The organism is Streptomyces sp. NPDC045998, assembly GCF_056430285.1.
The window spans coordinates 70,451-95,418 of the sequence record NZ_JBWKLJ010000010.1 but is presented as its reverse complement, the minus strand read 5'-3'; the positions used below and the strand labels follow the sequence as shown (position 1 = coordinate 95,418).

General features: G+C 73.3%; 28 protein-coding genes and 1 riboswitch. Of the genes, 13 read left to right on the top strand and 15 right to left on the bottom strand.

What is annotated here, in order from left to right; translation table 11 throughout:
* Positions 1 to 6: 6 nt before the first annotated feature.
* The 3 genes from AC07FJ_RS27225 to AC07FJ_RS27215 are packed head-to-tail and all read right to left on the bottom strand — an operon-like array spanning position 7 to position 1,740.
* Entirely contained in the window at positions 7 to 762 is a 756-nt protein-coding gene (locus AC07FJ_RS27225) for an isocitrate lyase/PEP mutase family protein (protein ID WP_479051940.1), read from the bottom strand.
* On the bottom strand, positions 753 to 1,217 hold the full coding sequence (locus AC07FJ_RS27220) for a carboxymuconolactone decarboxylase family protein (RefSeq protein WP_479051939.1): 465 nt from the start codon (positions 1,215 to 1,217) through the stop codon (positions 753 to 755). Before AC07FJ_RS27220 ends, AC07FJ_RS27225 begins: the two co-directional genes overlap by 10 nt.
* Positions 1,218 to 1,239: 22 nt before the next feature.
* Complete coding sequence (locus AC07FJ_RS27215; protein ID WP_479051937.1) at positions 1,240 to 1,740, bottom strand: carboxymuconolactone decarboxylase family protein; 501 nt, start codon at positions 1,738 to 1,740, stop codon at positions 1,240 to 1,242.
* Positions 1,741 to 1,787: 47 nt separating this feature from the next.
* Between AC07FJ_RS27215 and pdxR the strand changes: the two genes are divergently transcribed.
* The 3 genes from pdxR (at position 1,788) to AC07FJ_RS27200 (ending at position 4,852) form a co-directional block, all read left to right on the top strand.
* Positions 1,788 to 3,257, top strand: coding sequence for a MocR-like pyridoxine biosynthesis transcription factor PdxR (gene pdxR, locus AC07FJ_RS27210; protein WP_479051936.1), 1,470 nt, complete (start codon positions 1,788 to 1,790; stop codon positions 3,255 to 3,257).
* A 107-nt stretch (positions 3,258 to 3,364) separates the two neighbouring features.
* Entirely contained in the window at positions 3,365 to 3,634 is a 270-nt protein-coding gene (locus AC07FJ_RS27205) for a hypothetical protein (protein ID WP_479051934.1), read from the top strand.
* A gap of 30 nt (positions 3,635 to 3,664) precedes the next feature.
* Positions 3,665 to 4,852 carry a glutathionylspermidine synthase family protein gene (locus tag AC07FJ_RS27200; protein ID WP_479051933.1) on the top strand — a complete coding sequence of 396 codons (1,188 nt, stop codon included), beginning with the start codon at positions 3,665 to 3,667 and terminating at the stop codon, positions 4,850 to 4,852.
* Between the two features lie 18 nt (positions 4,853 to 4,870).
* Here the strand turns inward: AC07FJ_RS27200 and rocD are convergent, their stop codons facing one another.
* Positions 4,871 to 6,073 (bottom strand): ornithine--oxo-acid transaminase, encoded by a 1,203-nt coding sequence (rocD, locus tag AC07FJ_RS27195; RefSeq protein WP_479051931.1) that lies wholly within the window; start codon positions 6,071 to 6,073, stop codon positions 4,871 to 4,873.
* 106 nt (positions 6,074 to 6,179) lie between these two features.
* Positions 6,180 to 6,270, top strand: a riboswitch (ZMP/ZTP riboswitch).
* A gap of 37 nt (positions 6,271 to 6,307) precedes the next feature.
* Here rocD and AC07FJ_RS27190 point away from each other — a divergent pair.
* The 3 genes from AC07FJ_RS27190 (at position 6,308) to AC07FJ_RS27180 (ending at position 9,454) form a co-directional block, all read left to right on the top strand.
* A complete protein-coding gene (locus AC07FJ_RS27190) occupies positions 6,308 to 7,585 on the top strand; it encodes a serine hydroxymethyltransferase (protein ID WP_479051929.1) in 1,278 nt (425 codons plus the stop codon).
* Between the two features lie 107 nt (positions 7,586 to 7,692).
* Positions 7,693 to 8,706 (top strand): tryptophan--tRNA ligase, encoded by a 1,014-nt coding sequence (gene trpS, locus AC07FJ_RS27185; RefSeq protein ID WP_479051928.1) that lies wholly within the window; start codon positions 7,693 to 7,695, stop codon positions 8,704 to 8,706.
* A gap of 154 nt (positions 8,707 to 8,860) precedes the next feature.
* A complete protein-coding gene (locus AC07FJ_RS27180) occupies positions 8,861 to 9,454 on the top strand; it encodes a 2'-5' RNA ligase family protein (RefSeq protein WP_468294631.1) in 594 nt (197 codons plus the stop codon).
* A 21-nt stretch (positions 9,455 to 9,475) separates the two neighbouring features.
* Here AC07FJ_RS27180 and AC07FJ_RS27175 read toward each other — a convergent pair whose 3' ends face one another.
* Together AC07FJ_RS27175 and AC07FJ_RS27170 are read right to left on the bottom strand one after the other, a co-directional pair.
* Entirely contained in the window at positions 9,476 to 10,231 is a 756-nt protein-coding gene (locus AC07FJ_RS27175; protein WP_479051926.1) for a decaprenylphospho-beta-D-erythro-pentofuranosid-2-ulose 2-reductase, read from the bottom strand.
* Positions 10,232 to 10,244: 13 nt separating this feature from the next.
* Entirely contained in the window at positions 10,245 to 11,654 is a 1,410-nt protein-coding gene (locus AC07FJ_RS27170) for an FAD-binding protein (protein ID WP_479051925.1), read from the bottom strand.
* 178 nt (positions 11,655 to 11,832) lie between these two features.
* Here AC07FJ_RS27170 and AC07FJ_RS27165 point away from each other — a divergent pair, with 178 nt between their 5' ends.
* The 4 genes from AC07FJ_RS27165 to AC07FJ_RS27150 are packed head-to-tail and all read left to right on the top strand — an operon-like array spanning position 11,833 to position 14,640.
* Complete coding sequence (locus tag AC07FJ_RS27165; RefSeq protein ID WP_479051923.1) at positions 11,833 to 12,354, top strand: phosphatase PAP2 family protein; 522 nt, start codon at positions 11,833 to 11,835, stop codon at positions 12,352 to 12,354.
* Positions 12,347 to 13,330 carry a decaprenyl-phosphate phosphoribosyltransferase gene (locus tag AC07FJ_RS27160; RefSeq protein WP_479051921.1) on the top strand — a complete coding sequence of 328 codons (984 nt, stop codon included), beginning with the start codon at positions 12,347 to 12,349 and terminating at the stop codon, positions 13,328 to 13,330. The genes AC07FJ_RS27165 and AC07FJ_RS27160 overlap by 8 nt, the downstream gene beginning before the upstream one ends.
* Positions 13,327 to 13,728: a GtrA family protein gene (locus AC07FJ_RS27155; protein WP_479051920.1), complete on the top strand. Its 402-nt coding sequence runs from the start codon at positions 13,327 to 13,329 to the stop codon at positions 13,726 to 13,728. The genes AC07FJ_RS27160 and AC07FJ_RS27155 overlap by 4 nt, the downstream gene beginning before the upstream one ends.
* A 9-nt stretch (positions 13,729 to 13,737) precedes the next feature.
* Positions 13,738 to 14,640 carry a YihY/virulence factor BrkB family protein gene (locus AC07FJ_RS27150; protein ID WP_479051919.1) on the top strand — a complete coding sequence of 301 codons (903 nt, stop codon included), beginning with the start codon at positions 13,738 to 13,740 and terminating at the stop codon, positions 14,638 to 14,640.
* Here AC07FJ_RS27150 and AC07FJ_RS27145 read toward each other — a convergent pair.
* On the bottom strand, positions 14,573 to 15,820 hold the full coding sequence (locus tag AC07FJ_RS27145; RefSeq protein ID WP_479051918.1) for a D-alanyl-D-alanine carboxypeptidase family protein: 1,248 nt from the start codon (positions 15,818 to 15,820) through the stop codon (positions 14,573 to 14,575). The two genes, AC07FJ_RS27150 and AC07FJ_RS27145, sit on opposite strands and share 68 nt — an antisense overlap.
* A 94-nt stretch (positions 15,821 to 15,914) precedes the next feature.
* Between AC07FJ_RS27145 and AC07FJ_RS27140 the strand changes: the two genes are divergently transcribed.
* Together AC07FJ_RS27140 and AC07FJ_RS27135 are read left to right on the top strand one after the other, a co-directional pair.
* Positions 15,915 to 16,166, top strand: coding sequence for an SCO4848 family membrane protein (locus tag AC07FJ_RS27140; protein WP_355363835.1), 252 nt, complete (start codon positions 15,915 to 15,917; stop codon positions 16,164 to 16,166).
* Between the two features lie 18 nt (positions 16,167 to 16,184).
* Positions 16,185 to 17,603 (top strand): metallophosphoesterase, encoded by a 1,419-nt coding sequence (locus tag AC07FJ_RS27135; protein ID WP_479052131.1) that lies wholly within the window; start codon positions 16,185 to 16,187, stop codon positions 17,601 to 17,603.
* Here the strand turns inward: AC07FJ_RS27135 and AC07FJ_RS27130 are convergent.
* From AC07FJ_RS27130 to AC07FJ_RS27115, 4 genes are read right to left on the bottom strand one after another with little or no spacing between them, the layout of a single operon-like run.
* The gene (locus tag AC07FJ_RS27130; RefSeq protein ID WP_479052130.1) at positions 17,569 to 18,387 is read right to left on the bottom strand and encodes a TetR/AcrR family transcriptional regulator; all 819 of its coding nucleotides are present in this window, start codon (positions 18,385 to 18,387) and stop codon (positions 17,569 to 17,571) included. The genes AC07FJ_RS27135 and AC07FJ_RS27130 overlap by 35 nt on opposite strands.
* Before the next feature lie 14 nt (positions 18,388 to 18,401).
* Positions 18,402 to 18,827: a thiol-disulfide oxidoreductase DCC family protein gene (locus AC07FJ_RS27125; protein ID WP_479051916.1), complete on the bottom strand. Its 426-nt coding sequence runs from the start codon at positions 18,825 to 18,827 to the stop codon at positions 18,402 to 18,404.
* A gap of 7 nt (positions 18,828 to 18,834) precedes the next feature.
* Positions 18,835 to 19,242 (bottom strand): hypothetical protein, encoded by a 408-nt coding sequence (locus AC07FJ_RS27120; protein ID WP_479051915.1) that lies wholly within the window; start codon positions 19,240 to 19,242, stop codon positions 18,835 to 18,837.
* Positions 19,243 to 19,287: 45 nt separating this feature from the next.
* Positions 19,288 to 20,532: an MFS transporter gene (locus tag AC07FJ_RS27115; protein ID WP_479051913.1), complete on the bottom strand. Its 1,245-nt coding sequence runs from the start codon at positions 20,530 to 20,532 to the stop codon at positions 19,288 to 19,290.
* Positions 20,533 to 20,600: 68 nt separating this feature from the next.
* On the opposite strand from AC07FJ_RS27115, the gene AC07FJ_RS27110 reads away from it, so the two are divergent.
* Complete coding sequence (locus AC07FJ_RS27110; RefSeq protein ID WP_479051912.1) at positions 20,601 to 21,209, top strand: MarR family winged helix-turn-helix transcriptional regulator; 609 nt, start codon at positions 20,601 to 20,603, stop codon at positions 21,207 to 21,209.
* Here AC07FJ_RS27110 and AC07FJ_RS27105 read toward each other — a convergent pair.
* The 4 genes from AC07FJ_RS27105 to AC07FJ_RS27090 form a co-directional block, all read right to left on the bottom strand.
* Positions 21,176 to 22,684 (bottom strand): DUF4246 domain-containing protein, encoded by a 1,509-nt coding sequence (locus AC07FJ_RS27105; protein ID WP_479051911.1) that lies wholly within the window; start codon positions 22,682 to 22,684, stop codon positions 21,176 to 21,178. The two genes, AC07FJ_RS27110 and AC07FJ_RS27105, sit on opposite strands and share 34 nt — an antisense overlap.
* Positions 22,685 to 22,849: 165 nt before the next feature.
* Positions 22,850 to 23,041, bottom strand: coding sequence for a ferredoxin (locus tag AC07FJ_RS27100; protein ID WP_479052129.1), 192 nt, complete (start codon positions 23,039 to 23,041; stop codon positions 22,850 to 22,852).
* 13 nt (positions 23,042 to 23,054) lie between these two features.
* Positions 23,055 to 24,245 carry a cytochrome P450 gene (locus AC07FJ_RS27095; RefSeq protein WP_479051909.1) on the bottom strand — a complete coding sequence of 397 codons (1,191 nt, stop codon included), beginning with the start codon at positions 24,243 to 24,245 and terminating at the stop codon, positions 23,055 to 23,057.
* Positions 24,246 to 24,372: 127 nt separating this feature from the next.
* Positions 24,373 to 24,876 carry a hypothetical protein gene (locus AC07FJ_RS27090; protein ID WP_479051908.1) on the bottom strand — a complete coding sequence of 168 codons (504 nt, stop codon included), beginning with the start codon at positions 24,874 to 24,876 and terminating at the stop codon, positions 24,373 to 24,375.
* Between the last annotated feature and the right edge of the window lie 92 nt (positions 24,877 to 24,968).

Below are 24,968 nucleotides of genomic sequence, written 5' to 3'. Positions count from 1 at the left end.
CGCTCCCTACCCCCGTACCTCCTCCGCGATCCGCCGCACCTCCGCCAGCGTGCGGTGCAGCAGCCCCGGGCCGAAGGTGACGCGGGTGGCGCCCAGGCGGCCGAGCTCCGCGGGGGGCGGGCCGTCCGGCTTGGACAGGGCGTTGACCGGTGCGGTGATCTCGGCGCTCAGCGACCGGAGGTGCTCGGGCGGGATGAGGATCGGGTAGACGCAGTCGGCGCCCGCCTCGGCGTACAGGCGGCTGCGGGTGATCGCGTCCGCCAGGGCCGCCGCGCCCGTCAGGCCGCGTACGTACGTGTCGACGCGGGCGTTGAGGAAGAGCGCGTCGGCCGCCTCCGCCCGTACCTCCGCGAGCCACTCGGCGTGCCGGTGCGGGTCCTTGAGCGCGCCCGCCTCGCTGTCCTCCAGGTTCACGCCGACCGCGCCCGTCTCCAGGGCGCGTGCCACGAGCTCCTTAGGCGGCAGGCCGTAGCCGCCCTCGATGTCCGCCGAGACCGGGACGGACACCGACCGGGCGATCCGGGACACCGCGGCGAACATCTGGTCCGCGGGCGTGGCCCCGTCCTCGTACCCGAGCGACGCCGCGACCCCCGCGCTCGGCGTCGCCAGGGCCGGGAAGCCGGCCGCCTCGAAGGCGCGGGCGCTCGCCGCGTCCCAGGGCCCCGGCAGGACCAGCGGGTCGCCGGGGGCGCGGTCGTGGTGCAGGGCGCGGAACGCGGCGACGGGTGACTGCGGGGACGGCTGCGACGGTGTCAGAGCCATGCGGGGCCTCCAGGCGGGACGCGGCGGGCGACCATCAGACGGTTCCAGCTGTTGATGACGGTGATCAGGGCGATCAGGTGGGCCAGTTCGGCCTCGCCGAACAGCGCGGCGGCCGGCTCGTACACCACGTCCGGTACGAAGCCGTCCGACAGGACGGTCATCGCCTCCGTGAGCGCCAGCGCAGCCCGCTTGCGCGGTGTGAAGAGGCCCTCGGCCTCCTCCCAGGCGGCGACGAGGTCGAGGCGCCGCGCGCTCTCCCCGCCCTTGCGGGCGAGCTCCAGGTGCATGTCGAGGCAGAAGGCGCAGTGGTTGAGCTGCGAGGCGCGGATCATCACGAGCTCGGCGAGGAGGGGATCGCCGAGGCCCTTCTTCGCCGCCGCGCTCGCCGCCGACAGGGACGCGCGGACGTCGGGGTCCAGCTGCCGGGTGCGGAGGGACTCGAGGGAAGATGTCACGGGTCGTCGTCCTCAGCGGTCCTCAGTGGCTGAACTGGCCGGGGGTGTAGTGGCCCGGGACCTGGCGGGTGGCCACGCCGAAGCGGTTCCAGGCGTTGATGACCGTGATCGCCGCGATGAGCTGCGCCAGTTCGGCCTCCTCGAAGTGCTTGGCCGCCTTCTCGTAGACCTCGTCCGGCACGAAGCCGTCCGTCAGGACCGTGACCGCCTCGGTCAGTTCGAGCGCGGCCAGCTCCTTCTCGGTGTAGAAGTGCCGCGACTCCTCCCAGGCGGCGAGCTGGACGATCCGCTCCACCGACTCGCCGGCCGCCAGCGCGTCCTTCGCGTGCATGTCGAGGCAGAGGGCGCAGCGGTTGAGCTGCGAGGCGCGGATCTTGACCAGCTCCAGGAGGTCCGCGTCGAGGCCCCGGCGAGCCGCCGCGTCCAGCCTGATCATGGCCTTGTAGACCTCGGGCGCGTGCGTGGCCCAGTCCAGGCGCGGGGTGTGTTCGGGGGCGTAGTCCTTGGCGTCGTTCGTCGTCATGACAGTGACCGTACGGGCCCGATGGCGCGGGGGTATGGTCCATTTCCATGACGGATCCCTGGGCCAATGCGGCGGCAGCCGCCCGTGTCACCGTCGGCGCCGACCTGCACCTGGAGCTGCGCGGCCCCCGGCTGCGCGCCGGACTCATGGACGCGCTGCGCGACGCCGTGCGCACCGGGCGCCTCGCCCCCGGCACCCGGCTGCCGTCGTCCCGCTCGCTCGCCGCCGACCTGGGCATCGCCCGCAACACGGTCGCCGACGCGTACGCCGAACTCGTCGCCGAGGGCTGGCTGACCGCCCGCCAGGGCTCCGGCACACGCGTCGCCCGCCGCGCCGCCCCGCGCCGGCTGCCCGCGCCCGCACCCGCGCCGGCGGGCGGCAACCAGGGCCGCGCACCGGCGCCGCGCACGGCCGCCCGGCCGCCGGCCCGGCCCCGGCGGGGCCCCCTCCACAGCCTCCACCCCGGCACGCCCGACCTCGGCTCCTTCCCGCGCGGCGAGTGGCTCAAGGCGGCGCGCCGCGCGCTGACGGCCGCCCCGCACGAAGCCTTCGGTTACGGCGACCCGCGCGGCCGGCCCGAGCTGCGTACCGTCCTCGCCGACTACCTCGCCCGGGCGCGCGGGGTCCACGCCCACCCGGACCGGATCGTGATCTGCTCCGGCTTCGTCCACGGGCTGATGCTGATGGCCAAGGTGCTGCGCGGGCGCCGCGTACGGGACGTCGCGGTCGAGTCGTACGGCCTCGACGTCCACTGGAGCCTCCTCACCGACGCCGGACTGCGCACCTCCGTGCTGTCCCTCGACGAACAGGGCACCCGTACCGACACCTTGGGCGCCCAGGGCGCGGTCCTCATCACGCCCGCCCACCAGTTCCCGCTGGGCGGCGCCCTGTCGCCCGCGCGGCGCGCGGCGGCCGTCGACTGGGCGCGGCGCGCCGGCGCGCTGATCCTGGAGGACGACTACGACGGCGAGTTCCGGTACGACCGGCAACCGGTCGGGGCCCTGCAGGGGCTCGACCCGGAGCGGGTGGTCTACTTCGGCACGGCGAGCAAGTCGCTGACGCCGGGGCTGCGCCTGGCGTGGATGGTGCTGCCCGAAGCGCTGGTGGGCGAGGTGGCGGAGGCGAAGGGCCCCATCGACTGGGCGTCCGGCGCGCTGGACCAGCTCACCCTCGCGGAGTTCGTCTCCTCGGGCGCGTACGACCGGCACGTGCGGTCCATGCGGCTGCGCTACCGGCGCCGGCGCGACCAGCTCGTGGCTGCGCTCGCCGAACGGGCCCCGCACATCCGCGTCAGCGGCATCGCCGCCGGGCTCCACGCCGTGCTCGAACTACCGCCGGGCACGGAGCGGTCCGTCGTCCAGGCCGCCGCCTGGCAGGGCCTCGCCCTCCAGGGCCTCGACGGTTTCCGGCACCCGGGGGTCGAGCGCACCCGGGACGGGCTGGTCGTCGGATACGGGACGCCGACCGACAGCGCGTGGGCCGGCGCGCTGGACGCGCTGTGCCGCGTGCTGCCGTGAGCACCGTTCCCGGACCCGCCCTCCCCGGCGCGGGAACCGCCCTCTAATCTGTGCCGTCCATGGTCGTGTTGACGGACGACGAAAACGGACGACGAGAGGGTGGGCGCATGCGCAGGCTGAGGTCGAGCACGGTCGTGCTCGGCGGCATGGGGGTGCTCGCGGCGACGCTGACGTCCTGCGGCTCCGAGCCGGACAAGCGCTGCGCTGACCCCGTCACGCGCGAAAAGCTCCCCAGCTACGAGTGCGAGGACAGCACCCGTACGGGCCAGTACTACTACGGCGGCTCCGTCAACAACGGCAAGGTCTCCGGCGGCAGCTTCGACAAGTCGGCCGTCGAGCGCGGCGGCTTCGGCTGCTCGGGCTCCGGCGGCGGCTGAGCCCCGGGGCACGAGGGCACGAGGTCACCGATGAAGCGTTTCACCATCGAGCCGCGCCCCGACTGGCAGCGGACGGTCGAGGAGCAGGGGCTCGTCTACCCCCTCACCCGCTTCCCCGACGGCTCCCTGCGCCCGTACTGGGACGAGAGCGCCTACTACGTCTTCACGCTGCCCGAGGTGGAGGCGCTGGAGGAGGTCGTCGAGGAGCTGCACGCCATGTGCCTCGCGGCGGCCGCCCACATCGTGGACCAGGACCGCTTCGCCGACCTCGGCATCACCGACCCGCGCCTCGCCGGGCTCGTCGCCGAGTCCTGGCGCCGACGCGCCGAACTCCCCTCCCTCTACGGCCGGTTCGACCTGCGTTACGACGGTACGGGCCCGGCCAAGATGCTGGAGTACAACGCCGACACGCCCACCTCGCTCGTGGAGGCCGCCAGCCCCCAGTGGTTCTGGATGGAGGACCGCTTCCCCGGCGCCGACCAGTGGAACTCCCTCCACGAACGGCTCGTCGACGCCTGGAAGCGGCAGTCCGCCCTGCTGCCGCCGGGCCCGGTCCACTTCGTCCACTCGGACGGCGACGAGCTCGGCGAGGACCTGATGACCGTCGCGTACCTGCGCGAGACGGCCCAGCAGGCCGGGCTCGACACCGAGGCGCTGTCGGTCGAGCGGATCGGCTGGGACCGGCTCTCCGGTCGCTTCGTGGACGACCGGCTGCGCTTCATCCGCAGCTGCTTCAAGCTCTACCCGTGGGAGTGGCTGACGACCGACCCCTTCGGCGGGCACGTCCTCGACACCCTCGACAACGGCGGCGGCACCGGCACCACCTGCTGGATCGAGCCCGCCTGGAAGATGCTCCTCTCCAACAAGGCGCTGCTGGCCATCCTCTGGGAGCTGTACCCGGGCCACCCGAACCTGCTCCCGGCCTACCTCGACGGCCCGCGCGAACTGGCCGCCCCCTCCGGGCCCGGTTACGTCGCCAAGCCGCTCCTCGGCCGGGAGGGCGCCGGGGTCACGCTCCACGGGCCCGGCGCCGAGCCCGTGGTGCGCGAGGAGCCGTGCTGCTACCAGGAGCTCGCCCCGCTGCCCGAGTTCGACGGCAACCGCGTGGTGCTCGGCGCGTGGGTCGTCGAGGACGAGGCGGCGGGGCTCGGCATCCGGGAGTCGTCCGGGCTGGTCACGGACGAGTACGCCCGCTTCCTGCCGCACGTCATCCTGTAGGGGCGGCCGGGGCGCCGGTCAGCGCAGCACCGCGCGCAGCTGCTCCAGCGCCCAGTCCAGGTCCTCCTTGCCGATCACCAGCGGCGGGGCGATCCGGATCGTCGACCCGTGGGTGTCCTTCACCAGGACCCCGCGCTCCATCAGCTTCTCGGAGATCTCCCGCCCGGTGCCGAGCCGCGGCGCGATGTCGACGCCCGCCCACAGGCCCCGCCCGCGGACGGCCTCGACGGCGCCGCCGCCCACCAGCAGGCCCAGCTCGTGGTGGAGGTGGTCGCCCAGCTCGGCCGCCCGCTGCTGGTACTCGCCGGTGCGCAGCATCGCGATCACCTCCAGCGCCACGGCGCACGCCAGCGGGTTGCCGCCGAACGTCGAGCCGTGCTCGCCCGGGCGGTGCACCCCGAGCACCGCCGCGCTCGACACCACCGCCGACACCGGCACCACGCCGCCGCCGAGCGCCTTGCCGAGCACGTACATGTCGGGGACCACGCCCTCGTGCTCGCACGCGAAGGTCCGGCCCGTGCGCCCGAGGCCCGACTGGATCTCGTCCGCGATGAACAGCACGTTCCGCTCGCGGGTCAGCTCGCGGACCCGGGCCAGATAGCCGGGCGGCGGCACCAGCACCCCGGCCTCGCCCTGGATCGGCTCCAGGAGCACGGCCACGGTGTTGTCGGTCATCGCCTCCTCGAGCGCGGTCGCGTCGCCGTACGGGACGATCTCGAACCCCGGCGTGTACGGGCCGTAGTCCGCGCGCGCCTCCGGGTCGGTCGAGAAGCTGACGATGGTGGTCGTCCGGCCGTGGAAGTTGTCCGCCGCCACGATGATCTTCGCGGTGCCGTCGGGGACGCCCTTCACCCGGTAGCCCCACTTGCGGGCGGTCTTCACGGCGGTCTCCACCGCCTCCGCGCCCGTGTTCATCGGCAGCACCATCTCCATGCCGCACAGGTCGGCGAGCTGCTCGCAGAAGTCCGCGAACCGGTCGTGGTGGAAGGCGCGGGAGGTCAGCGTCACCCGCTCCAGCTGGGCCTTGGCGGCGTCGAGCAGCCGTCGGTTGCCATGGCCGAAGTTGAGCGCCGAGTAACCGGCGAGCATGTCGAGGAAGCGGCGCCCCTCGACATCGGTCATCCACGCCCCCTCCGCCGAGGCGATGACGACCGGCAACGGGTGGTAGTTGTGCGCGCTGCGCGCCTCCGCGGAAGCGATCGCGTCCTGCGTTCTCGACACGGGGTCTCCGTTCGTCCTGCGGCTGGGGGCCTGGGTACACCCACATCTATCGTCGCTCGCGATGTGGGCCGGGAAACCTCCGTGCGACGCGCCCGCTAAGGTGGGCCGTACGCACGGCGACTGGCGTACGGGGAAGCGACCCCGGGGGAGTCGTGCGCGGCAGACCGCTCGAGGTGCCGCCCGCCTGGGGACCTCGTGGGATGTGACTGCTGCCGACCCTCCCAGGAGGACGCCATGACCGACGTTTCCCTTCCCCCGCACCACCCGGCCCTGTCCGCCGCCGATCCCGAACTGGCCGCGCTGGTCGGTGCCGAGGAGCGGCTGCAGGCCGAGACCCTGCGCCTGATCCCCAGCGAGAACTACGTCTCCGACGCGGTGCTGGAGGCCTCCGGCACCGTCCTGCAGAACAAGTACAGCGAGGGCTACGCCGGGCGCCGCTACTACGAGGGCCAGCAGAACATCGACCAGGTCGAGCGGCTCGCCGTCGGCCGCGCCAAGGCCCTGTTCGGCGTCGAGCACGCCAACGTCCAGCCCTACTCCGGCTCGCCCGCGAACCTCGCCGTGTACCTCGCCTTCGCCCAGCCCGGCGACACCGTGATGGGCATGGCCCTCCCGATGGGCGGCCACCTCACCCACGGGTGGGGCGTCTCCGCGACCGGCACCTGGTTCCGCGGGGTGCAGTACGGCGTACGCCAGGACACCGGTCTCATCGACTTCGACGAGGTGCGCGACCTCGCCCTCAAGGAGCGGCCGAAGATCATCTTCTGTGGCGGCACCGCGCTGCCCCGGACCATCGACTTCGCCGCCTTCGCGGAGATCGCCCGGGAGGCCGGCTCCGTGCTCGTCGCCGACGTCGCGCACATCGCCGGCCTGATCGCGGGCGGCGCCCACCCCTCACCCGTGCCCCACGCGGACGTGATCTCCACGACCACGCACAAGACCCTGCGTGGGCCGCGCGGCGCGATGCTGATGTCGCGCGAGGAGCACGCCAAGGCCATCGACAAGGCGGTCTTCCCGGGCCTCCAGGGCGGTCCCCACAACCAGACCACCGCGGCCATCGCCGTCGCCCTCCACGAGGCCGCCCAGCCCTCCTTCCGGGACTACGCCCACGCGGTCGTCGCCAACGCCAAGGCCCTCGCGGCCGAGCTGCTCGCCCGTGGCTTCGACCTGGTCTCCGGCGGCACGGACAACCACCTGATCCTCATGGACCTCACGCCCAAGGACGTCCCGGGCAAGGTCGCCGCGAAGGCCCTCGACCGGGCCGGGATCGTCGTGAACTACAACACCGTCCCCTACGACCCCCGCAAGCCCTTCGACCCCTCCGGCATCCGCATCGGCACCCCGTCGCTGACCTCGCGCGGGCTGGGCACCGCGCACATGGCGGCCGTCGCCGACTGGATCGACCGGGGCGTCACCGCGGCCCGGACCGGGGACGAGGACTCCCTGGCCAAGATCCGTGCCGAGGTCGCCGACCTGATGGCCGCCCACCCGGCGCCGGGCCTGCCCGTCTGACGCGTACGAGCCCGCCTGCCTGCCCGCCCGCTCCCTGTGTTCTTCGTCGCAGGGGGCGGGCGGGATCCGTTCCCCGGCTGTCGGCGGCACCTGCGAGAATGAGGGGCATGGCCTCTGAACGTCCTCGTGTGCTCTCCGGAATCCAGCCCACCGCCGGCTCGTTCCACCTCGGCAACTACCTCGGCGCGGTCCGTCAGTGGGTCGCGCTGCAGGAGTCGCACGACGCCTTCTACATGGTCGTCGACCTGCACGCGATCACCGTTCCGCAGGACCCGGCCGAGCTGCGCGCCAACACCCGGCTCGCCGCCGCCCAGCTGCTCGCGGCCGGTCTCGACCCCGAGCGCTGCACCCTCTTCGTCCAGAGCCACGTGCCCGAGCACGCTCAGCTCGGCTGGGTCATGAACTGCCTCACCGGCTTCGGCGAGGCCGGCCGCATGACGCAGTTCAAGGACAAGGCCGCCAAGCAGGGCGCCGACCGCGCCACCGTGGGCCTGTTCACGTACCCGATCCTCCAGGTCGCGGACATCCTGCTCTACCAGGCCCACCAGGTCCCGGTCGGCGAGGACCAGCGCCAGCACATCGAGCTCACCCGGGACCTCGCCGAGCGGTTCAACGCCCGCTTCGGTGAGACGTTCACCATCCCGGCGCCGTACATCCTGAAGGAAACGGCGAAGATCTACGACCTGCAGGACCCGACCGCCAAGATGAGCAAGTCGGCGTCCACCCCGAAGGGCCTGATCAACCTGCTCGACGAACCGAAGACGACGGCGAAGAAGGTGAAGAGCGCGGTCACGGACACCGACACCGTGATCCGCTTCGACCCGGAGGAGAAGCCGGGCGTCAGCAACCTCCTGACGATCATGTCCACCCTCACCGGCACCTCCGTCCCCGACCTGGAGCGGTCGTACGAGGGCAAGCTGTACGGAGCCCTGAAGACCGACCTCGCCGAGGTCGTCGTGGACTTCGTCACCCCCTTCCGGACCCGTACGCAGGAATACCTGGACGACCCGGAGACGCTGGACTCGATCCTGGCCAAGGGCGCGGAGAAGGCCCGGACGGTCGCCGGCGAGACGCTGGCCCGGACGTACGACCGGATCGGCTTCCTGCCCGCGAAGCACTGAGCAAGCCTGAGCAAGCACCGAGCAAGCAGTCGGCGAGCACGGAGCGCGCTCGCGCGGTGGCCCGACGGCTCTGGCCACGCGGCGGGTGCAGCCGCCACACTGGCGCTGCGCCCGCACCGACCGGACGACTGGACTGAGGAGTGAGGAGAACGACGTGGGGACCGTAACGCTCGGCGTTTCGATCGCGGTCCCGGAGCCCTACGGCAGCCTGCTCCAGGAGCGGCGCGCGGGCTTCGGGGATCCCGCCGCGCACGGCATCCCCACCCACGTCACGCTCCTGCCCCCGACCGAGGTCGACGCGGCGCGGCTGCCCGAGGTCCGGGCGCACCTCGCCGCCGTCGCGGCGGCCGGCCGCTCCTTCCCGATGCGCCTCAGCGGCACGGGCACGTTCCGGCCGCTGTCGCCGGTCGTCTTCGTCCAGGTCGTGGAGGGCGCGTCGGCGTGCTCCTGGCTCCAGCAGCAGGTCCGCGACCCCTCCGGGCCGCTGGCGCGCGAGCTGGCGTTCCCGTACCACCCGCACGTCACCGTGGCGCACGGCATCCCCGACGAGGCGATGGACCGGGCGTACGACGAGCTCGCCGGCTTCGAGGCGGCGTGGACCGTCGGCTCCTTCGCGCTCTACGAACAGGGCGCGGACGGGGTGTGGCGGAAGCTGCACGCGTACGAGTTCGGCGCCGGCCGCCCGACGAAGGGCGGCGTGCCCGCGCAGGGCGCACCCGTGGACGAGCCGGCCCCGACGCGCGGCTGACCCGTCCTGCCGGCGGGCCCCTCAGAACGGCAGCCGGCGGAAGACCGGGCGCGGCAGGTGCCGCAGGACCGACATGACCGGCCGCAGCGCGCCCGGCACCCACACCGTCTCCGCGCGCCGCCGCAGACCCTGCTCGACGGCGTGGGCGACCGCCTCCGGGGTCGTCGCGAGCGGCGGCTCGGCGAGCCCGGCCGTCATCCGCGTCCGTACGAACCCGGGCCTGACCACCATGACGTGCACGCCGGTGCCGTGCATCGCGTCGCCCAGGCCCTGGGCGAAGGCGTCGAGGCCCGCCTTGCTGGAGCCGTAGACGAAGTTGGCGCGGCGGGCCCGCTCGGCGGCCACGGAGGAGAGCACGACCAGCGAGCCGTGGCCCTGTGCGCGCAGGGCGTTGGCGCAGGCCAGCGCCGAGGAGACGCCCCCGGTGTAGTTGGTCTGGGCGACCTGCGCGGCGGCCGCCGGGGCGGCCTCGTCACGGGCTTGGTCCCCCAGGACGCCGAAGGCCAGCAGCACCATGTCGACGTCGCCCTCCGCGAAGACCTTGCCGAGCGTCTCCTCGTGCGCGGCGGTGTCGAGGGCGTCGAACGGCACCGTGTGCGCCACGGCCCCGAGCTCCCGCAGCGACGCGGCGGCCGCGTCCAGGGCGGGGGAGGGGCGCCCGGCGAGCCACACGGTCCGGGTGCGCCCGGCGATCAGGCGGCGGGCGGTGGCCAGGGCGATCTCCGACGTACCGCCGAGGATCAGGAGGGACTGGGGGGCGCCGAAGGCGTCCTTCATGGCGGCGTACTCCTTACAGGCCGAGGCGGCGGGCGAGGTCCGAGGTGAAGACGGAGCCGGGGTCCAGGCGGCCCCGCAGGGCGAGGAAGTCGGGCAGCCGGGGGTACATGGCGCGCAGCGTCTCCGGGCGCATCCGGGAGTCCTTGGCGAGGTAGACCCGGCCGCCCGCCCCCGCCACCTCCTCGTCGAGTTCGTCGAGGAACGCGCCGAGGCCCGGCAGCCCGGCCGGGATGTCCAGCGCCAGCGTCCAGCCCGGCATCGGGAAGGAGAGCCACCCGGAGCCGGCCTCGCCGAAGCGCTTCAGCACGGCGAGGAAGGACGGGCAGCGGCGGCGCGCGATCCGGTGCACGATGCGGCGCAGGGCGTCCTCGCGGCCGTACGGGACGACGAACTGGTACTGGACGAATCCGGCGCGGCCGTAGACCCGGTTCCAGTGCGGCACGCCGTCGAGCGGGTGGAAGAAGGCCGGGATCGGCTGGAGCTGCCCGGTGCGGGGGCGGCGCGGGGCCTTGCGGTACCAGAGCGCGTTGAAGGCGCGGACGCCGGTGCGGCTCAGCAGCCCGTCGCGGGAGGGCAGGTGGGGCGGTGGGGGCAGTTGCCCGGTGCGGAAGGCGAGCGGGCGGCGCCGCGCGCGGGCCGGGAGCGCGTCGTACGGGGCGTGGTCGCCGCGCGTGAGGACGGCGCGGCCGGTCGCGGCGCCGCGCGCGAGGAGGTCGATCCAGGCGACGGAGTAGCGGTAGCGGTGGTCGGTCGCGGTCAGACGGGCCATCAGGTCGTCGAGGTCGGCGGCGCGTTCGGTGTCCACGGACATCAGGGACGTCTCGACGGGCAGCAGCCGGACCGTGGCGGCGAGGATCACGCCGGTGAGGCCCATGCCGCCGGCGGTGGCGTCGAACAGCTCGGTGCCGGGCGCCACGGTGCGGATCTCGCCGTCGGCGGTGAGGAGTTCGAGGGCGCGGACGTGGTGGGTGAAGGAGCCGGAGACGTGGTGGTTCTTGCCGTGGATGTCGGCGGCGACGGCTCCGCCGACCGTGACGTGGCGGGTTCCGGGGGTGACGGGGACGAACCAGCCGAGCGGGAGCAGCACCTCCATCAGGTGGTGGAGGCTGACCCCCGCGTCGCAGACGACGACGCCCGCGTCGGCGTCGAGGGAGCGGACGCGGGCGAGGCCGGTCATGTCGAGGACGGCGCCCCCGGCGTTCTGCGCGGCGTCGCCGTAGGCCCGGCCGAGGCCGCGGGCGAGGGCCCCCCGGGCACCGCACGCGCGGACGGCGGCGGCTGCCTCCTCGTACGTGCGGGGCCGTACGACGCGGGCGACGGTGGGGGCGGTGCGGCCCCAGCCGGTGAGGGCCTCCGTGACGGACCCGGTGGCGGGCTCGGCGCGGGACTCCGTGACGGACTCGGTGGCGGGCTCGGTGGGCATGGGGCGACGGTAAGCCGTTCCATGCCGCTTCCAGATGATTTCGAGCGGAATGTACCGCTTATCGCCTGACTCCCCGAAACGGGTGATTAAACGAGTGTCAGGAAAGATGTCCGTGCGATGAGACGCCCGGCGGGCGACAGTCGCCTCCGATGCAGAGGGGTGCAGAAAGGGGTGGCAGATGCGATACGTCGACCACCGGCTGCTCGCCGCCGCACGCGACGCCGGGCGCCGCAGGCCCGCCGTGGCGGTGGCCGCGCGGGTGCTGTCGGCCGGCGGCGAGCACGCGGCGCTGTGGCTGGCCGCGGGCCTCGCGGGCGCGGCGGCCGACCGGGAACGGCGCGCGGCCTGGCTGCGGGCCACCGCGCTCGTCGGTGCGGCGCACGGGGTGAGCATGGGCGCGAAGCGGGTGGTGCGCCGGCCGCGCCCGAGCGACGCGCCCGCGCTGGTCCGCACCGCCGGACGGCACTCCTTCCCCAGCTCCCACGCCACCTCCGCCACGGCCGCGGCGCTCCTCTTCGCCGCCCTCCGCCCCCGCTTCGGCCGGGTGACCGCGCCGCTGGCCGCCGCGATGTGCCTGTCCCGCCTGGTGGTGGGCGTCCACTACCCGACGGACGTGGCGGCGGGCGCGCTGCTCGGCGCCGCGACCGGCCTCGCGGGCGCGGGCTGGGCGAGGGACGGGCGGGCGGTGCGCGATGCGTGAGGCCCGCGGCGGGCTGACACCCCCCGCCCCGCCCCCGCCCCGCACGGCCCACGGCGTCACCGACCCGCCCGGACCGCGCGCGACGGCCCCCCGCCCGGTGCGGCGCCCCGCGCTGCCCACCGTGGGGCTCGGGGTGCTGCGGGCGGCGCGCCCGCGCCAGTGGGTGAAGAACGTGCTCGTCGTCGCCGCGCCCGCCGCCGCGGGCGAGCTCGTCTCACGGCACACCGCGCTCCAGCTCGGCGTGGTCTTCCTGCTGTTCACGGCCGCCGCCTCGGGCGTCTACCTCGTCAACGACGCCCGCGACGCCGACGCCGACCGGGCGCACCCCGCCAAGTGCCGCCGCCCGGTCGCCGCGGGCGAGGTGCCCGTACCCGTGGCGTACGCGGCGGGCGTCGCGCTCGCGGTGGGCGCGCTCCTCGGCGGGGCCGTGCTCTGCAACGCCATGACGGCCGCCCTCCTCGCCGCCTACCTGCTCATGCAGTTCGCCTACTGCCTGCGCCTCAAGCACGTCCTCGTCGTCGACCTCGCCGTCGTCACGACCGGCTTCGTCCTGCGCGCCATGATCGGCGGTGTCGCGCTCGCCATCCCGCTCTCGCGCTGGTTCCTCATCACCACCGCCTTCGGCGCCCTGTTCATGGTGGCGGCCAAGCGGTACTCGGAAGCCGTGCAGATGGCCGGCCGGAACGGCACCACGCGCGCGCTGCTCACCGAGTACACCACCGGCTACCTCCGCTTCGTCTGGCAGCTCGCCGCCGGGGTCGCCGTCCTCGGCTACTGCCTCTGGGCCCTGGAGAACAGCGGCACCTGGCGCCAGCTGTCGATGATCGCCTTCATCCTCGCGGTCCTCCGCTACGCCGTCTTCGCCGACCGCGGCGCCGCCGGCGCGCCCGAGGACGTCGTCCTGCGCGACCGGCCCCTCGCCGTCATCGGCCTCGTGTGGACGGCGATGTACGGGATGGCGGTCGCCGACCTTTGACCCGGACGCGACGACGGGAAGTCCTGGGCTTCCTCGGTGTGGGCGGCGTCGCGTACGCGGCCGACCTCGCCGTCTTCCTCCTGCTGCGCCGCACGGCCCTCGACCCGCTCGCCGCGAAGGCGCTCTCCTTCCTCGCCGGCTGCACGGTCGCCTACCTGGGCAACGCCCTCGGCACCTACCGCCGCAGGGCCCTCGACCTCCGCCGGTACGCGGTCTTCTTCGGCGTCAACCTCGCGGGCGCCGCCGTGCAGGTGGCCTGCCTCGGCGTCTCGCGCCACGGCCTCGGGCTCACCTCCCCGCTCGCCGACACGGTCTCCGGCCTCGGCGTCGGCATGGTTCTCGCCACCTTCCTGCGTTTCTGGGGGACGAGGACCCTGGTCTTCGGGGTACGGGGGTAGGCGGACCCCATGGACTGGCTGACCAAACTTCCCCTCATCGGCCCGTGGGCCGCGCGTCTCATGCGGACGCACGCGTGGCGTTCGTACGAGACCCTCGACCGCGTCCACTGGACGCGCCTCGCCGCCGCGATCACCTTCGTCAGCTTCGTCGCCCTCTTCCCGCTGATCGCCGTCTCCGCCACCGTCGGCGCGGCGCTCCTCAGCGACGAGCAGGTGCGCCGCCTGGAGGGCAGGCTCGCCGAGCAGGTCCCCGGCATCTCCGACCAGCTCGACCTGAACGCCCTCATCTCGAACGCCGGTACCGTCGGGCTGGTCGCCGGCGCCGTGCTGCTGTTCACCGGCATCAACTGGGTCGGTGCCATGCGCGACTGCCTGCGCGCGGTGTGGCGCGTCGACGACTGCGACGAGGGCAACCCCTTCGTCCGCAAGGGCAAGGACGCCGTCATCCTCGTCGGCCTCGGCGCGACCGGCCTCGCCTCGCTCGCCGCCTCCGCCTTCGGTTCCACCGCCGTCGGCTGGACCGCCGAGCGGCTCGGCATCCCCGAGAGCGGCGCCGGCGGCGTCCTCCTCCAGGCCGGCGCCCTCGCGGTCGCCGTCCTCGCCGACTTCCTGATCCTGCTCTACGTCCTGACCCTGCTGCCCGGCGTGGAGCCCCCGCGCCGCCGCCTCGTCGTCGCGGGGCTGATCGGCGCGGTCGGCTTCGAGGCGCTGAAGCTGCTGCTCGGCGGCTACATGAGCGGCGTGGCGGCGAAGTCGATGTACGGCGCCTTCGGCGTGCCGGTCGCGCTGCTGCTGTGGATCAACTTCACCGCCAAGCTGCTGCTGTACTGCGCCGCCTGGACGGCTACCGGCTCCCTGAGTGAGGCGGACGACGACGGCGTACGAGCTCCGGAAGCGGCCAGCGGCGGTTGACCAGGAACACCGCGCCCGCCAGCAGCACCAGCGCCCCGCCGGCCACCGCCAGCGCCGTCCCGGCGCCACCGCCGCCGGTCTGCGACGCGGTGACCGGGGCCTTCGTCGCCGCCTCACCGTTGCCCGTCTCGATCTGCCGCGTGTCCGAGCTGCCCGTACGCGCCGACTTCGGCGGCACCAGCTCACCGACCGGCCGGACCTTCCCGGCCGCCGCGAAACCCCAGTCCAGCAGCCGCGCCGCCTCCTTGTAGACGGCGTGGCTCTCCTTCGCGGACGGGTTCATGACCGTCACCAGCAGCACCTTGCCGTTGCGTTCGGCCACCCCGGTGAAGGTCGCGCCGGCGTGCGTCGTACTGCCGTTCTTCACGCCCGCGATGCCCTTGTACGGCAGGATGCCGAGGTCACCGGTGAGCAGCCGGTTGGTGTTCTGGATCTCGAACGTCCCGCGCTTCTTGTCCCCGGGCTTCAGCTCCCCGGGGAACTGCGCGCGCGGTGTCGAGCAGTACTCCCTGAAGTCCTTCTTCTGCATGCCGCTGCGCGCGATGAGGGTGAGGTCGTACGCGGACGAGACCTGGCCCTCGGCGTCGTAACCGTCCGGTGAGACGACGTGGGTGTCGAGCGCCTGGAGCTCGTCGGCGCGGGCGTTCATGTCCTTGACGGTCTGGGCGATGCCGCCGTTCATCTCGGACAGGACGTGGACGGCGTCGTTGCCGGAGCGCAGGAAGACGCCGAGCCACAGGTCGTGGACGGTGTACGTCTGCTTCTCCTTGACCCCCACCAGGCTGGAGCCCTCGCCCACCTTCGCCAGGTCCTGCTGCGTCACCAGGTGCGACTTCGTCTTGTCGAGCTTGGGGAGCAGCGTGTCCGCGAAGAGCATCTTGAGCGTCGAGGCGGGGGGCAGCCGCCAGTGCGCGTTGTGCGCGGCCAGCACGTCGCCGCTCTCCGCGTCCGCGACGACCCAGGAGCGCCCCGTGACCTCCTTGGGGAGGACCGGTACGCCGGGCGCCAGGTTGACCTGGGTGCCCGGACGGCCGAGCGCCTTGCCGCCGACCGTCGACATGATCGCGGGCGGCTTGGGCTGCTTGTCCTCCTTGGTGTCCGCCGACGCGGGGACAGCCGTGAGGGCGGGGAGCAGCGCGGCGGCGGTGACCGTCAACGCGGTCTTTTTCAGAGCTGACACGATCGAGAACGTACAGGGCACGTTCGCGGTTGGCGCCACCACCCACACCCGCCCCGGCGCACGGCACGCCTTCGGGGGTGGCGATACTGGCTCCATGAAGCTCAGCCGCTCCGCCTCCTGGTTCCTGCTCGCGTTCGGGGTGTGGAGCTGGGTCATCTGGATCACTTTCATCAAGAACCTGTGGAAGGACGCGAGCGGACTCGCCTTCGACGACGCGGGCGACCCGACGGCGTACTTCTGGGTTCATCTGCTGCTCGCCGTGACGTCCTTTGTTCTGGGGACGGTGGTCGGGGTCATCGGGTTGCGCGGCGTCCGCGCACTGCGTCGCGGCTCACGCCGCGCCTAGGGGGTGGGGGCCGTGTCCGTGCTGCTCGTCGTGGTGTCGATCGTCGTGGTGCTCTCTCTGCTGGGCGCGGTGCACTGGTACGTATGGCGGCGCCTGGTGCGCGACGTGACGCGGCCAGGGAGCCTGGCGCGGCGTGCGGGCACGGTCGCCTTGGTGGTGCTGCCGCTGCTGTCGCTCGGAGCCCTGACGGCGGGCCGGGCCGGCGCGCCGTTCTGGCTCCAGCGCGTGCTGGCCTGGCCGGGCTTCCTGTGGCTCGCGCTGCTGCTGTACGTGGTGCTGGCGCTGGTGGTGGGCGAGGCGGTGCGGCCGCTGCTGCGGCGGTGGCTGGAGCGGCGGGGTGCCGCGGCCGCCGAGCCCCCGGTCCGGCCGGAGCCCGCGCCGGCGGAGGCGGCGGGAGCGGCTCTGCCCCGGGTCTGCGGGACCGCCATGGCCGCCGGAGCCGCTCTGGCCGCGGGCGGTGCCGGGGGTGCCCGGCCGACGGACTCCGCCGGAGCCCCGGCGGCCGCCGGAGTCGCGGCACCCGCGCCCGAAGCACCGCCGGCGCCCGCCGAAGCCCTCGCGCCCGCCGCGCCTGCCGCGTCCGGAGCGGGAGGCCCCGGGCCCTCCGCGGCCCTCTCCCGCCGGCTCTTCGTCTCGCGTGTCGTCGGCGGCACGGCGGCCGGCGTCGCGCTGGGCACCGTCGGATACGGCGCCTACGGCGTGCTGCGCGGGCCGCGCGTCAAGCGGGTGACGGTCCCGCTCGCCAAGCTGGGGCGGAGCGCGCACGGGTACCGGATCGCGGTGGTGAGCGACATCCACCTCGGGCCCATCCTGGGACGCGCCCACACCCAGCGGATCGTCGACGCCATCAACGCCACCCAGCCCGACCTCGTCGCCGTCGTCGGCGACCTCGTCGACGGCAGCGTGGAGAACCTCGGCCCCGCCGCCGAGCCGCTGGCGCGGCTCCGCGCCCGCGACGGCTCCTTCTTCGTGACGGGCAACCACGAGTACTTCTCCGGCGCCGAGGAGTGGGTCGACCACGTCCGCGAGCTCGGGCTGCGCCCGCTGCGCAACGAGCGCGTCGAGATCGCGGGCTTCGACCTGGCCGGGGTCAACGACGTGGCCGGCGAGAACTACGGCGACGGCCCCGACTTCGTACGGGCCCTCGGCGACCGCGACCGGGCCCGCGCCGCCGTGCTGCTGGCGCACCAGCCGGTCGTCATCCACGACGCCGTACGGCACGGGGTCGACCTCCAGCTGTCCGGCCACACGCACGGCGGTCAGCTCTGGCCCGGCAACGTCCTCGCGGACCTCGCCAACCCCACCCTCGCCGGGCTCGAACAGTACGGCGACACGCAGCTGTACGTGTCGCGCGGCGCCGGGGCCTGGGGGCCGCCGGTCCGGGTCGGCGCACCCTCGGACATCACGCTGGTGGAGCTGGCTTCGAAGCAGGCGTGACACCGCCCGGCAGGAACTCCTCCAGCACCTCGTGCGCCTGACGCACCAGGGGCCGCAGCAGCCGGAAGCGCGAGAGCGCGATGGCGCGGGCGGCGATGGGCGCGGTGCGCTCGACGAGGCGGCGGCTGCGCTCGGCGCGGTCCGAGCGGTCGTACACCCAGTACAGCACCAGGCCCATGTGCATCAGCCACATCAGGTGGGGGAGGAACTCCTCCAGCTCGGGCGCGGTCTTGGTGTCGGAGCCGGAGAGCACCCGCCGGTGGATGGAGATCACGGCCTCGCGCGCGGCGACCGACTCGGGGGAGAAGGGGCTGAGGGGGCTCTCGGGGTCGGCGGCGTTCTTGAAGAACTGGGCGGCGAAGCGGTGGTACTGCTCCGCGACGTCCAGCCAGGTCAGCAGGGAGTCGCGGATGCGGACGGCCAGCTCCCGGTCGCCCGCGAGGACCGGCTGGACCGCCACTTCGTGCTCGGCGGCCAGCCGGTCGTAGAAGCCCTGGACGAGGTGCTCCTTGGACGAGAAGTAGTAGTACGCGTTGCCGACGGAGACGCCCGCCTCCTGGGCGATGGCCCGCATCGTCGTCTTGTCGTAACCGCGCTCCTGGAAGAGCCGGAGCGCGGTCTCGAGGATGAGGGTGCGCGTCTGCTCACTGCGCGGAGCCTTCGCCTTCGGCGCCTTCGGCGCCTTGGCCGCCTGGCCCGCCTTCGCGCCCCTGGCTTCCGGTGCGCTGGCCTCGGCCGTCACGTCGGTCCCGTCCTTCTTGCGCTTCTCGTCCTTCTCGTCCATCACGGTGACCGAGCCTAACCGGGCGTCCCCGGCACCCCGCACCGCCCGCCCTCGCAGCCGCTCCCGGCCGTCGACGCACGCCACTTGGCGGCGGCGAGGACGGTGGCCCGGGCGAACGGCAGGCCGGCCGGGGTGGCGAGCCAGTGGGCCTTCGGCCGGTGCTCCGCCAGCGCCCAGAGGCAGACGATGAACGCGGCGGTGGAGCGGTAGACCTGCCCGGCGTCCCCGACGACGGTGATCTCGTTCAGGGTCGACCGGTGGTCCAGCCCCGGGAACCGGCGCCGCGCCTCCTCGGAGGCGGCGGGCACCAGGTCCAGCGGGACGAGCTGCGGCTGGCGCAGCAGCCAGTGCCGCAGGTGGACGCAGAGCGGGCACTGCGCGTCGTACAGCACGGTCAGCCGCTTCACGGGGGTGGGCGGTGCCACCCGGTCGGTCGCCACGGCCGGCTCACCAGCGCGCAGTCGGCGCGGTCCAGCCCTGCGGCGGCACCGGCGGCACCGTCTGGCGCTCCATGGTCCCGCGCCGGCGGATCTTGTTGAGCACGTACACATTGCCCAGGTGCATCACGCCGAGCACGAGCAGCACGACCCCGAGCTTGACCGAGAGCGCCTCGAACAGGTGCCGGGCGTCGGTGACGGCCTCGTCCTGGCCGAGGTAGAGGGCGACGAAGCCGAAGTTGACCAGGTAGAAGCCGACCACCAGCAGGTGGTTGACGGCCTCGGCGAGCTTCTCGTCGCCCTTCAGCACATCAGCGAGGAAGATCCGCCCGTTTCGGCTGAGGGTGCGCGCCACCCAGATGGTGAGCGCGACGCTGATCAGCAGGTAGACGACATACGCGACGACAGTGAGGTCCATGCCCCACCCTCCCTTGAACGCGTTCAAAAGCTGGCAGGACTGACTCTAGACCTCTGTTTGAACGCGTTCAACGCGGGGGTCGGTGACCCTCGTCACGCGCCGCACCCCCGGCACCAGAGCCGTGCCGGCGCACAGGGCCGCCACGATCAACGCCGCGGCGACGAGCGGCACTCCGGGCCCCCACAGCGCGGCGGCGGGCGGCGCGAGCGCGTACCCGAGCGGCATGGCGGCGAGCGAGAGCAGCCAGTCGTACGACGTGACGCGGGCCAGCGCGTGCGGCGGTACAGCCCGCTGGACGGTGGTCTCCCATATCGGCGTCAGGAAGCCGAGCCCCATCTGTGCGACGCCGTACGCGGCGATGGTCAGCGGAGCGGGTGCGGCCACGGCCAGCGCCACCAGGGGGACGGCGTACGTGGCGAGGCCGAGGTTCGCCATCAGGACCGGGCGGCGGGGGCGGGCGCGCCCCGCCAGCAGGGAGCCCACGAGCAGGCCGACCGCGCCGGCCTGGAGGAACGCCACCCAGGTGCCGGCGCCGCCCAGCCGGGTCAGCGCGACGGCCGGGCCCAGGGTCGTCAGCACGGCGGCGGCGCCGTTCCAGGCGGCGTGCGCGATCAGGCTGCTCCAGTACCAGTCGCGGCACCGGACCTCCCGCCACCCCTCCCGTAGATCGGTGAGGAAGGGCCGCCGCTCCACCGGTGTGCGGGTGACGCGTACGGCGGCGAGCAGCGCGGCACCGGCCGCGAAGGTCGCGGCGTCCAGGACGAACGCCCAGCCGGGCCCGGCGGTCACGACGAGCAGCCCGGCGAGGGCGGGCCCGCCCAGCCGGGCGGCGCTCTCCGCCGCGCCCATGGCGGCGTTGGCGCGGCCCAGGCCGTCCGGTGCGACGGTCCCCGTGATCAGCGGCGAGATCGTCGGCAGCGCGAACGCCCCGGCCGCACCGCCCACCGCTTGGGCGGTGGCGACGACCCATAGGCTCGGCTGGCCGCCGAGGAGCTGGACGCCGGCGAGGAGCTGGGTGGCGCAGCGTACGAGGTCGGTGGCGAGCGCGACGGTACGCACGTCGAACCGGTCGCCCACCACGCCGCCCAGCGGCAGCAGGAGCAGCTTGGGCAGCATCGCGCAGGCGAGCACGAGCGCGAGCGCGGAGGTCGAGCCGGTCGCCTGGTGGACGGCGATGGCGAGCGCGGCCGGGATGACGGCGTCACCCGTGAGGGACAGGGCCCGTCCGGCGAACAGGAGTTGAAAGGGGCGCGTGCGCAGGGGATGAGGTGGCGGTGGAGAGGGTGGCATGATCGGGAAAGTACTTCGGTGCCGAATAATTCGCCACCGAAATACATGCCGCGTCGTACGATCACCGCATGGAGCCGACGAACCGCGATGACGTCCCGGACCCCGGCCCCGGCCTCGCCCCCGGCCGTGACTGGACCGACGAGCACGTGGCGCGGTGGCTGCCCGTCCTCCCCGGTCTGGACCCGGACATCGAGGGGGCCGTCACACGGATGGCGAAGCTCTCCGTCCACCTGCGCCGCGTGCGCGAGCAGTCGCTCGTCGACTTCGGCCTGGAGCGCCACGAGTTCGACACCCTCCACAAGCTCGCCGGCCGTGGCGGCAGCGCCGCGCCCTCGGAGCTCGCCGCCGACCTGGACCTCGCGCCCGCCTCCGTCACCGGCCGCCTGGACACCCTGGAACGCCGGGGCCTCGTGCGGCGAACCCCGTCCGTCGTCGACCGCCGACGCGTCATCGCCGAGCTCACCGCCGAAGGCCGGGCGACCTGGCGGGGCGCGATGGACGCGGTGGGCCACGAGGAGTACCGGCTGCTCGGCGTGCTCAGCGAGAGCGAACGGGGAAGCCTCAACGACATGCTGCGCCGGATCATGCTGCTCGCCGAGCGGCCCCGCCCCGGGGAGGACGGGACCGCTCCGGCCTCACGGGATCAGTGCTCGCAGAGGGAGAATTCCCGCTCGTAGACCTGGTCGTTGTGCTCGGCCACGAAGAACTTGCGCTCCCGCATGAGCTCTTCGCGGTACGCCTTCGCCTGCTCGAGCGTCATCGTGGAGGTGGCGGACCACGGTTGCTGCGGCGGGACGTCGGAGGTCGAGGCGATCGTCGTCGAGGGGTCGACCAGGAAGAACGCGAGGATCTTGCGGTGCCCCGGGCGGGTGGGGTCCGCGAGGCGGAACGAGCCGACGCGGTGCTGCAGGATGTTCGGGAACGCCAGGCAGCGGCCCGCCGGCGTCGCCGCCGACCCCAGCACCTGGTTGAGCGCGTCCTCGTTCTCCAGGCCGTAGACCTCGCGCACCCCCGCGTCGTCGTTCTGTTCGTAGTACGGGTCGTCGAGCGCCGCGCGGAAACTCAGCCGGCTCTCGGTGATGTTCTCGCTGTCCCAGTAGTAGATGCCGGTCGAGACGATCCGCTCGTTCAGCATCCCCTCGACGTGCCAGGAGCCGCCCGCGTACTCGGGCTTCTCCGGGGTGAGGTGGATGGTGGCGAGCTTGACGATGACCTGGAGGCGGCGGCCGCGCAGGTCGACCCGGTCGGCTTCGCCGGGCGGCTCGGGCGGGGTGAAGTCCGGCGCGTCCGGGACGACCGGGCGACGGTTCTCCCACCAGTCGTCCTGGGCCTTTTCCCACGCGCGTACGGCTTCGGCACGGGCCGCGGCGTCACTGTGGGAAGACGGGTCCGGAAACTCCGGTTCCGAGTCGTACCACCCGTAAGGATCGGCCTCGATCCGCAAGGGCCGCGGACGGCGCAGATCGGTGAGCACGTTCTCCCACAGCGGCAGCATGCGCGCGAAGACGTCCGGCAGGACGGCGGCGAGTGCGTGATGGGCCTCGGGGTGGACGTTGTTGACGTACGAACGGAAGGCGACGTCGCCCTCGTCACTGACGTCGACGTCCGTGGGCAGCCACTGGAACCTCTCCGAGAACTCGTGCTTCGAGTAGTGGTCCGTCGGGTTCTTCCAGGCCCACTCGGGCCCCCCGCTCACCTCCCGCACCAGGCAGAACAGCGAGGGGTGCACCAGGTCCAGCACCTGCCCGTCCGAACCCGGATGCCAGTCGCGTTCCGACTCGGGCACCTCTTCCAGGACCCGGACCGCCTCGCGCAGCCGGGACGTGAGCTCGTCGTCGACCAGCGTGTCCGACTGCCACACCCCGTCGACGGCGGACACCTCGATGCCGGTCCGCCCGTCCCGCAGCGCGGCGTAGTGCCCGAGTTCCGCGAGCACGTACCGGACCTGAGCTTCGGTGAGCCCCTGGGCGACCGCCTCCCGCGTCCACCGCGCGACGATGCCGGCGTCGTGCATCTTGTCGAACCACCCCGGCTTCGCCCGGATGTGGGCGCTGCACTCCATCATCTGCAGCTCCCGCAGCGTGCGGGGTGTCGCGAAGGCTATGGAACGCGAGGCTTGGAAGGGCAGCGGAAAGGCGGAGAGGCCGGACAACTCTGGTCATCCCTACGGTCGGTGAGCGGTCCGGGAAGGATAGCCCGGCGCACCGACACCACAACCGCGGGGCACGGCCGTCCGGCCCGCCGGCCGGGGCCGCTGGGGGCGGGCCCCGGCCGACGGGCCGGTGAGCACGGACGAGCGCGGACGAGCGCGGGCGGACTAGTCCGCGACGGTGATCGCCTGCACCGGGCAGGCGCGGGCCGCTTCGCGGACCAGGGGTTCGCCGGCGCCGTCCTCGGCGCCCGGCATCAGCTCGCCGAAGCCGTCGTCGTCCTGGGTGAAGACGCGGGGCACCGTCAGCGCGCACTGGCCCGCTCCGATGCAGACGTCCTTGTCGATGGAGATTCGCATACCGGACATCAACTCACCAGGTCACGGGGAGTTCCAGCATCCCCTGGATCGTGTCGCCCGGCTTGAACGGGATCTCCTCCGCCGGTGCCGCCAGCCGCAGCCCCGGCAGCCGGTCGAAGAGGGAGGTGAGCGCGATCTCCATCTCCGCGCGCGCCAGGTTCTGCCCCAGGCACTGGTGGATGCCGAAGCCGAAGGCGACGTGATGGCGGGCCGAGCGGTGCCAGTCCAGCGTGTCGGGGTCGGCGTACGCGGCCGTGTCGCGGTTGATGACCGACGTGGAGAAGACGACACCGTCGTTCGCCCGGATGGTCACCCCGTCGACATCGATGTCCTCCGTGGCCACCCGCAGCATCCCGTCCGCGATCGACAGGAACCGCAGCAGCTCCTCCACGGCCGCCGGCATCAGCCCCGGGTCGGCCTTCAGCTCGGCCAGCTGCTCCGGGTGCCGGAGCAGGGTGTACGTACCCAGCGAGATCATGTTCGCCGTGGTCTCGTGACCGGCGACGAGCAGGATCACGGCCAGGTCCACGACCTGCTGCCGGTCGAGGTGCCCCGCCGCGAGCTGCTGCGCCACGAGGTCGTCGATGACGCCGTCCCCGGGATTGGCGCGTTTGCGGTCAACCAGCTCGCCGAGGTAGCCCTCCAGCAGATCGCGGGCCTCCGTGGTGTCCTCGGCCGTCGGGCCCCGCAGCAGCCGGCGCGACTGCGCCTCGAAGAAGTCGTGGTCGGCGTACGGCACACCGAGCAGGTCGCATATGACGATGGACGGCACCGGCAGCGCGAACGCCGACACCAGCTCGGCCGGCGGCCCCTGCTCGACCATCGCGTCGAGCAGCTCGTCCACGGTCGCCTGGATGCGCGGCCGCAGCTCCGCCGTCCGCCGGAGCGTGAAGCCGGGGATGAGCATGCGCCGCTGGGCGTTGTGCTCCGGGTCGTCGTACCCCAGCAGTGCGGCGCGGCGCTGGTCGCGTACGGCGGCGAAGCGCTCCGAGGGGAGGGGGAACGCCTTGTGCGTGGTGTCGGTCGACAGGCGCTGGTCGGTCAGCAGCGTGCGCGCGGCCGCGTGTCCGGTGACGACCCACACCGAGCGGCCGTCGTAGAGCGTGACCCGGGACAGCGGCCGCGCCTCGCGCAGCGGTGCGTAGGCGGTGGGCGGGTGGTAGGGGCAGGTGCGGTCCTGAGGGAACGAGACGGTTTCCGTCATGGTGGCCTCACAAGGTGTATCGGCGACGGAGCGGTCGTGCTCCGTACCGATCTCCACTACATGCCCGAGGCACCTAATCGGTCTACGCGCAGTTCGGCCAAACCACCGGAACGGACGAAGACACCCTCTAGACGCTGAGCGAGCGCGCGTAGTTGAGCTGGCCCATCACGAAGGGGAACGTCTCGGGGCCCGTCGCCGGGATCATCGTGGAGTGGTACCGCCCGCCGCTGCTGACCGTGACCTGGATGAAGCCGACCGTCTGCTTCTCCTTCATCAGCAGGAACAGCAGCCCCAGCAGGCAGAACACGGCGAAGACGACCGCCAGCACGACCGCGTGCGTCGGGATCTTCTCCTCGGTGCGCGACATGTCGGTGGCGTTCCACACCGCGCCCTTGAGCGGCATGGTCCCGGCGGGCGTCACGATCGAGTCCGGCAGGACGGTGATGTCACCGATGGACAGCAGGGGCGCCCCCGCGCCGCCGACCGGGACCGGCGGGTACGGGTGCTGCGGGTAGCCGTACCCCGGAGCGCCGGGGTATCCGTACCCGGGTGCCCCCGGGGGATGCGCCGGGCCCCACGTGTACTCCCCGTCCCTGTACTCCCCGCCCGCGTACGGATTCGGCTCGCTCATCTGTCCCCGTTCCTGACAACCACGAAGGCCCGTTCCTGTACGGAAGAGCGTACAGAAACGGGCCCTCTGACGGTGCGTCAGGCGTGGCGGAG

Coding starts and splice junctions, on each gene's coding strand:
- AC07FJ_RS27225 (WP_479051940.1), bottom strand. CDS start 762: ATGGCTCTGACACCGTCGCAGCCGTCCCCGCAGTCACCCGTCGCCGCG.
- AC07FJ_RS27215 (WP_479051937.1), bottom strand. CDS start 1,740: ATGACGACGAACGACGCCAAGGACTACGCCCCCGAACACACCCCGCGC.
- pdxR (WP_479051936.1), top strand. CDS start 1,788: ATGACGGATCCCTGGGCCAATGCGGCGGCAGCCGCCCGTGTCACCGTC.
- AC07FJ_RS27205 (WP_479051934.1), top strand. CDS start 3,365: ATGCGCAGGCTGAGGTCGAGCACGGTCGTGCTCGGCGGCATGGGGGTG.
- AC07FJ_RS27200 (WP_479051933.1), top strand. CDS start 3,665: ATGAAGCGTTTCACCATCGAGCCGCGCCCCGACTGGCAGCGGACGGTC.
- AC07FJ_RS27190 (WP_479051929.1), top strand. CDS start 6,308: ATGACCGACGTTTCCCTTCCCCCGCACCACCCGGCCCTGTCCGCCGCC.
- trpS (WP_479051928.1), top strand. CDS start 7,693: ATGGCCTCTGAACGTCCTCGTGTGCTCTCCGGAATCCAGCCCACCGCC.
- AC07FJ_RS27175 (WP_479051926.1), bottom strand. CDS start 10,231: ATGAAGGACGCCTTCGGCGCCCCCCAGTCCCTCCTGATCCTCGGCGGT.
- AC07FJ_RS27170 (WP_479051925.1), bottom strand. CDS start 11,654: ATGCCCACCGAGCCCGCCACCGAGTCCGTCACGGAGTCCCGCGCCGAG.
- AC07FJ_RS27165 (WP_479051923.1), top strand. CDS start 11,833: ATGCGATACGTCGACCACCGGCTGCTCGCCGCCGCACGCGACGCCGGG.
- AC07FJ_RS27160 (WP_479051921.1), top strand. CDS start 12,347: ATGCGTGAGGCCCGCGGCGGGCTGACACCCCCCGCCCCGCCCCCGCCC.
- AC07FJ_RS27150 (WP_479051919.1), top strand. CDS start 13,738: ATGGACTGGCTGACCAAACTTCCCCTCATCGGCCCGTGGGCCGCGCGT.
- AC07FJ_RS27140 (WP_355363835.1), top strand. CDS start 15,915: ATGAAGCTCAGCCGCTCCGCCTCCTGGTTCCTGCTCGCGTTCGGGGTG.
- AC07FJ_RS27130 (WP_479052130.1), bottom strand. CDS start 18,387: ATGGACGAGAAGGACGAGAAGCGCAAGAAGGACGGGACCGACGTGACG.
- AC07FJ_RS27120 (WP_479051915.1), bottom strand. CDS start 19,242: ATGGACCTCACTGTCGTCGCGTATGTCGTCTACCTGCTGATCAGCGTC.
- AC07FJ_RS27115 (WP_479051913.1), bottom strand. CDS start 20,532: ATGCCACCCTCTCCACCGCCACCTCATCCCCTGCGCACGCGCCCCTTT.
- AC07FJ_RS27110 (WP_479051912.1), top strand. CDS start 20,601: ATGGAGCCGACGAACCGCGATGACGTCCCGGACCCCGGCCCCGGCCTC.
- AC07FJ_RS27100 (WP_479052129.1), bottom strand. CDS start 23,041: ATGCGAATCTCCATCGACAAGGACGTCTGCATCGGAGCGGGCCAGTGC.
- AC07FJ_RS27095 (WP_479051909.1), bottom strand. CDS start 24,245: ATGACGGAAACCGTCTCGTTCCCTCAGGACCGCACCTGCCCCTACCAC.
- AC07FJ_RS27090 (WP_479051908.1), bottom strand. CDS start 24,876: ATGAGCGAGCCGAATCCGTACGCGGGCGGGGAGTACAGGGACGGGGAG.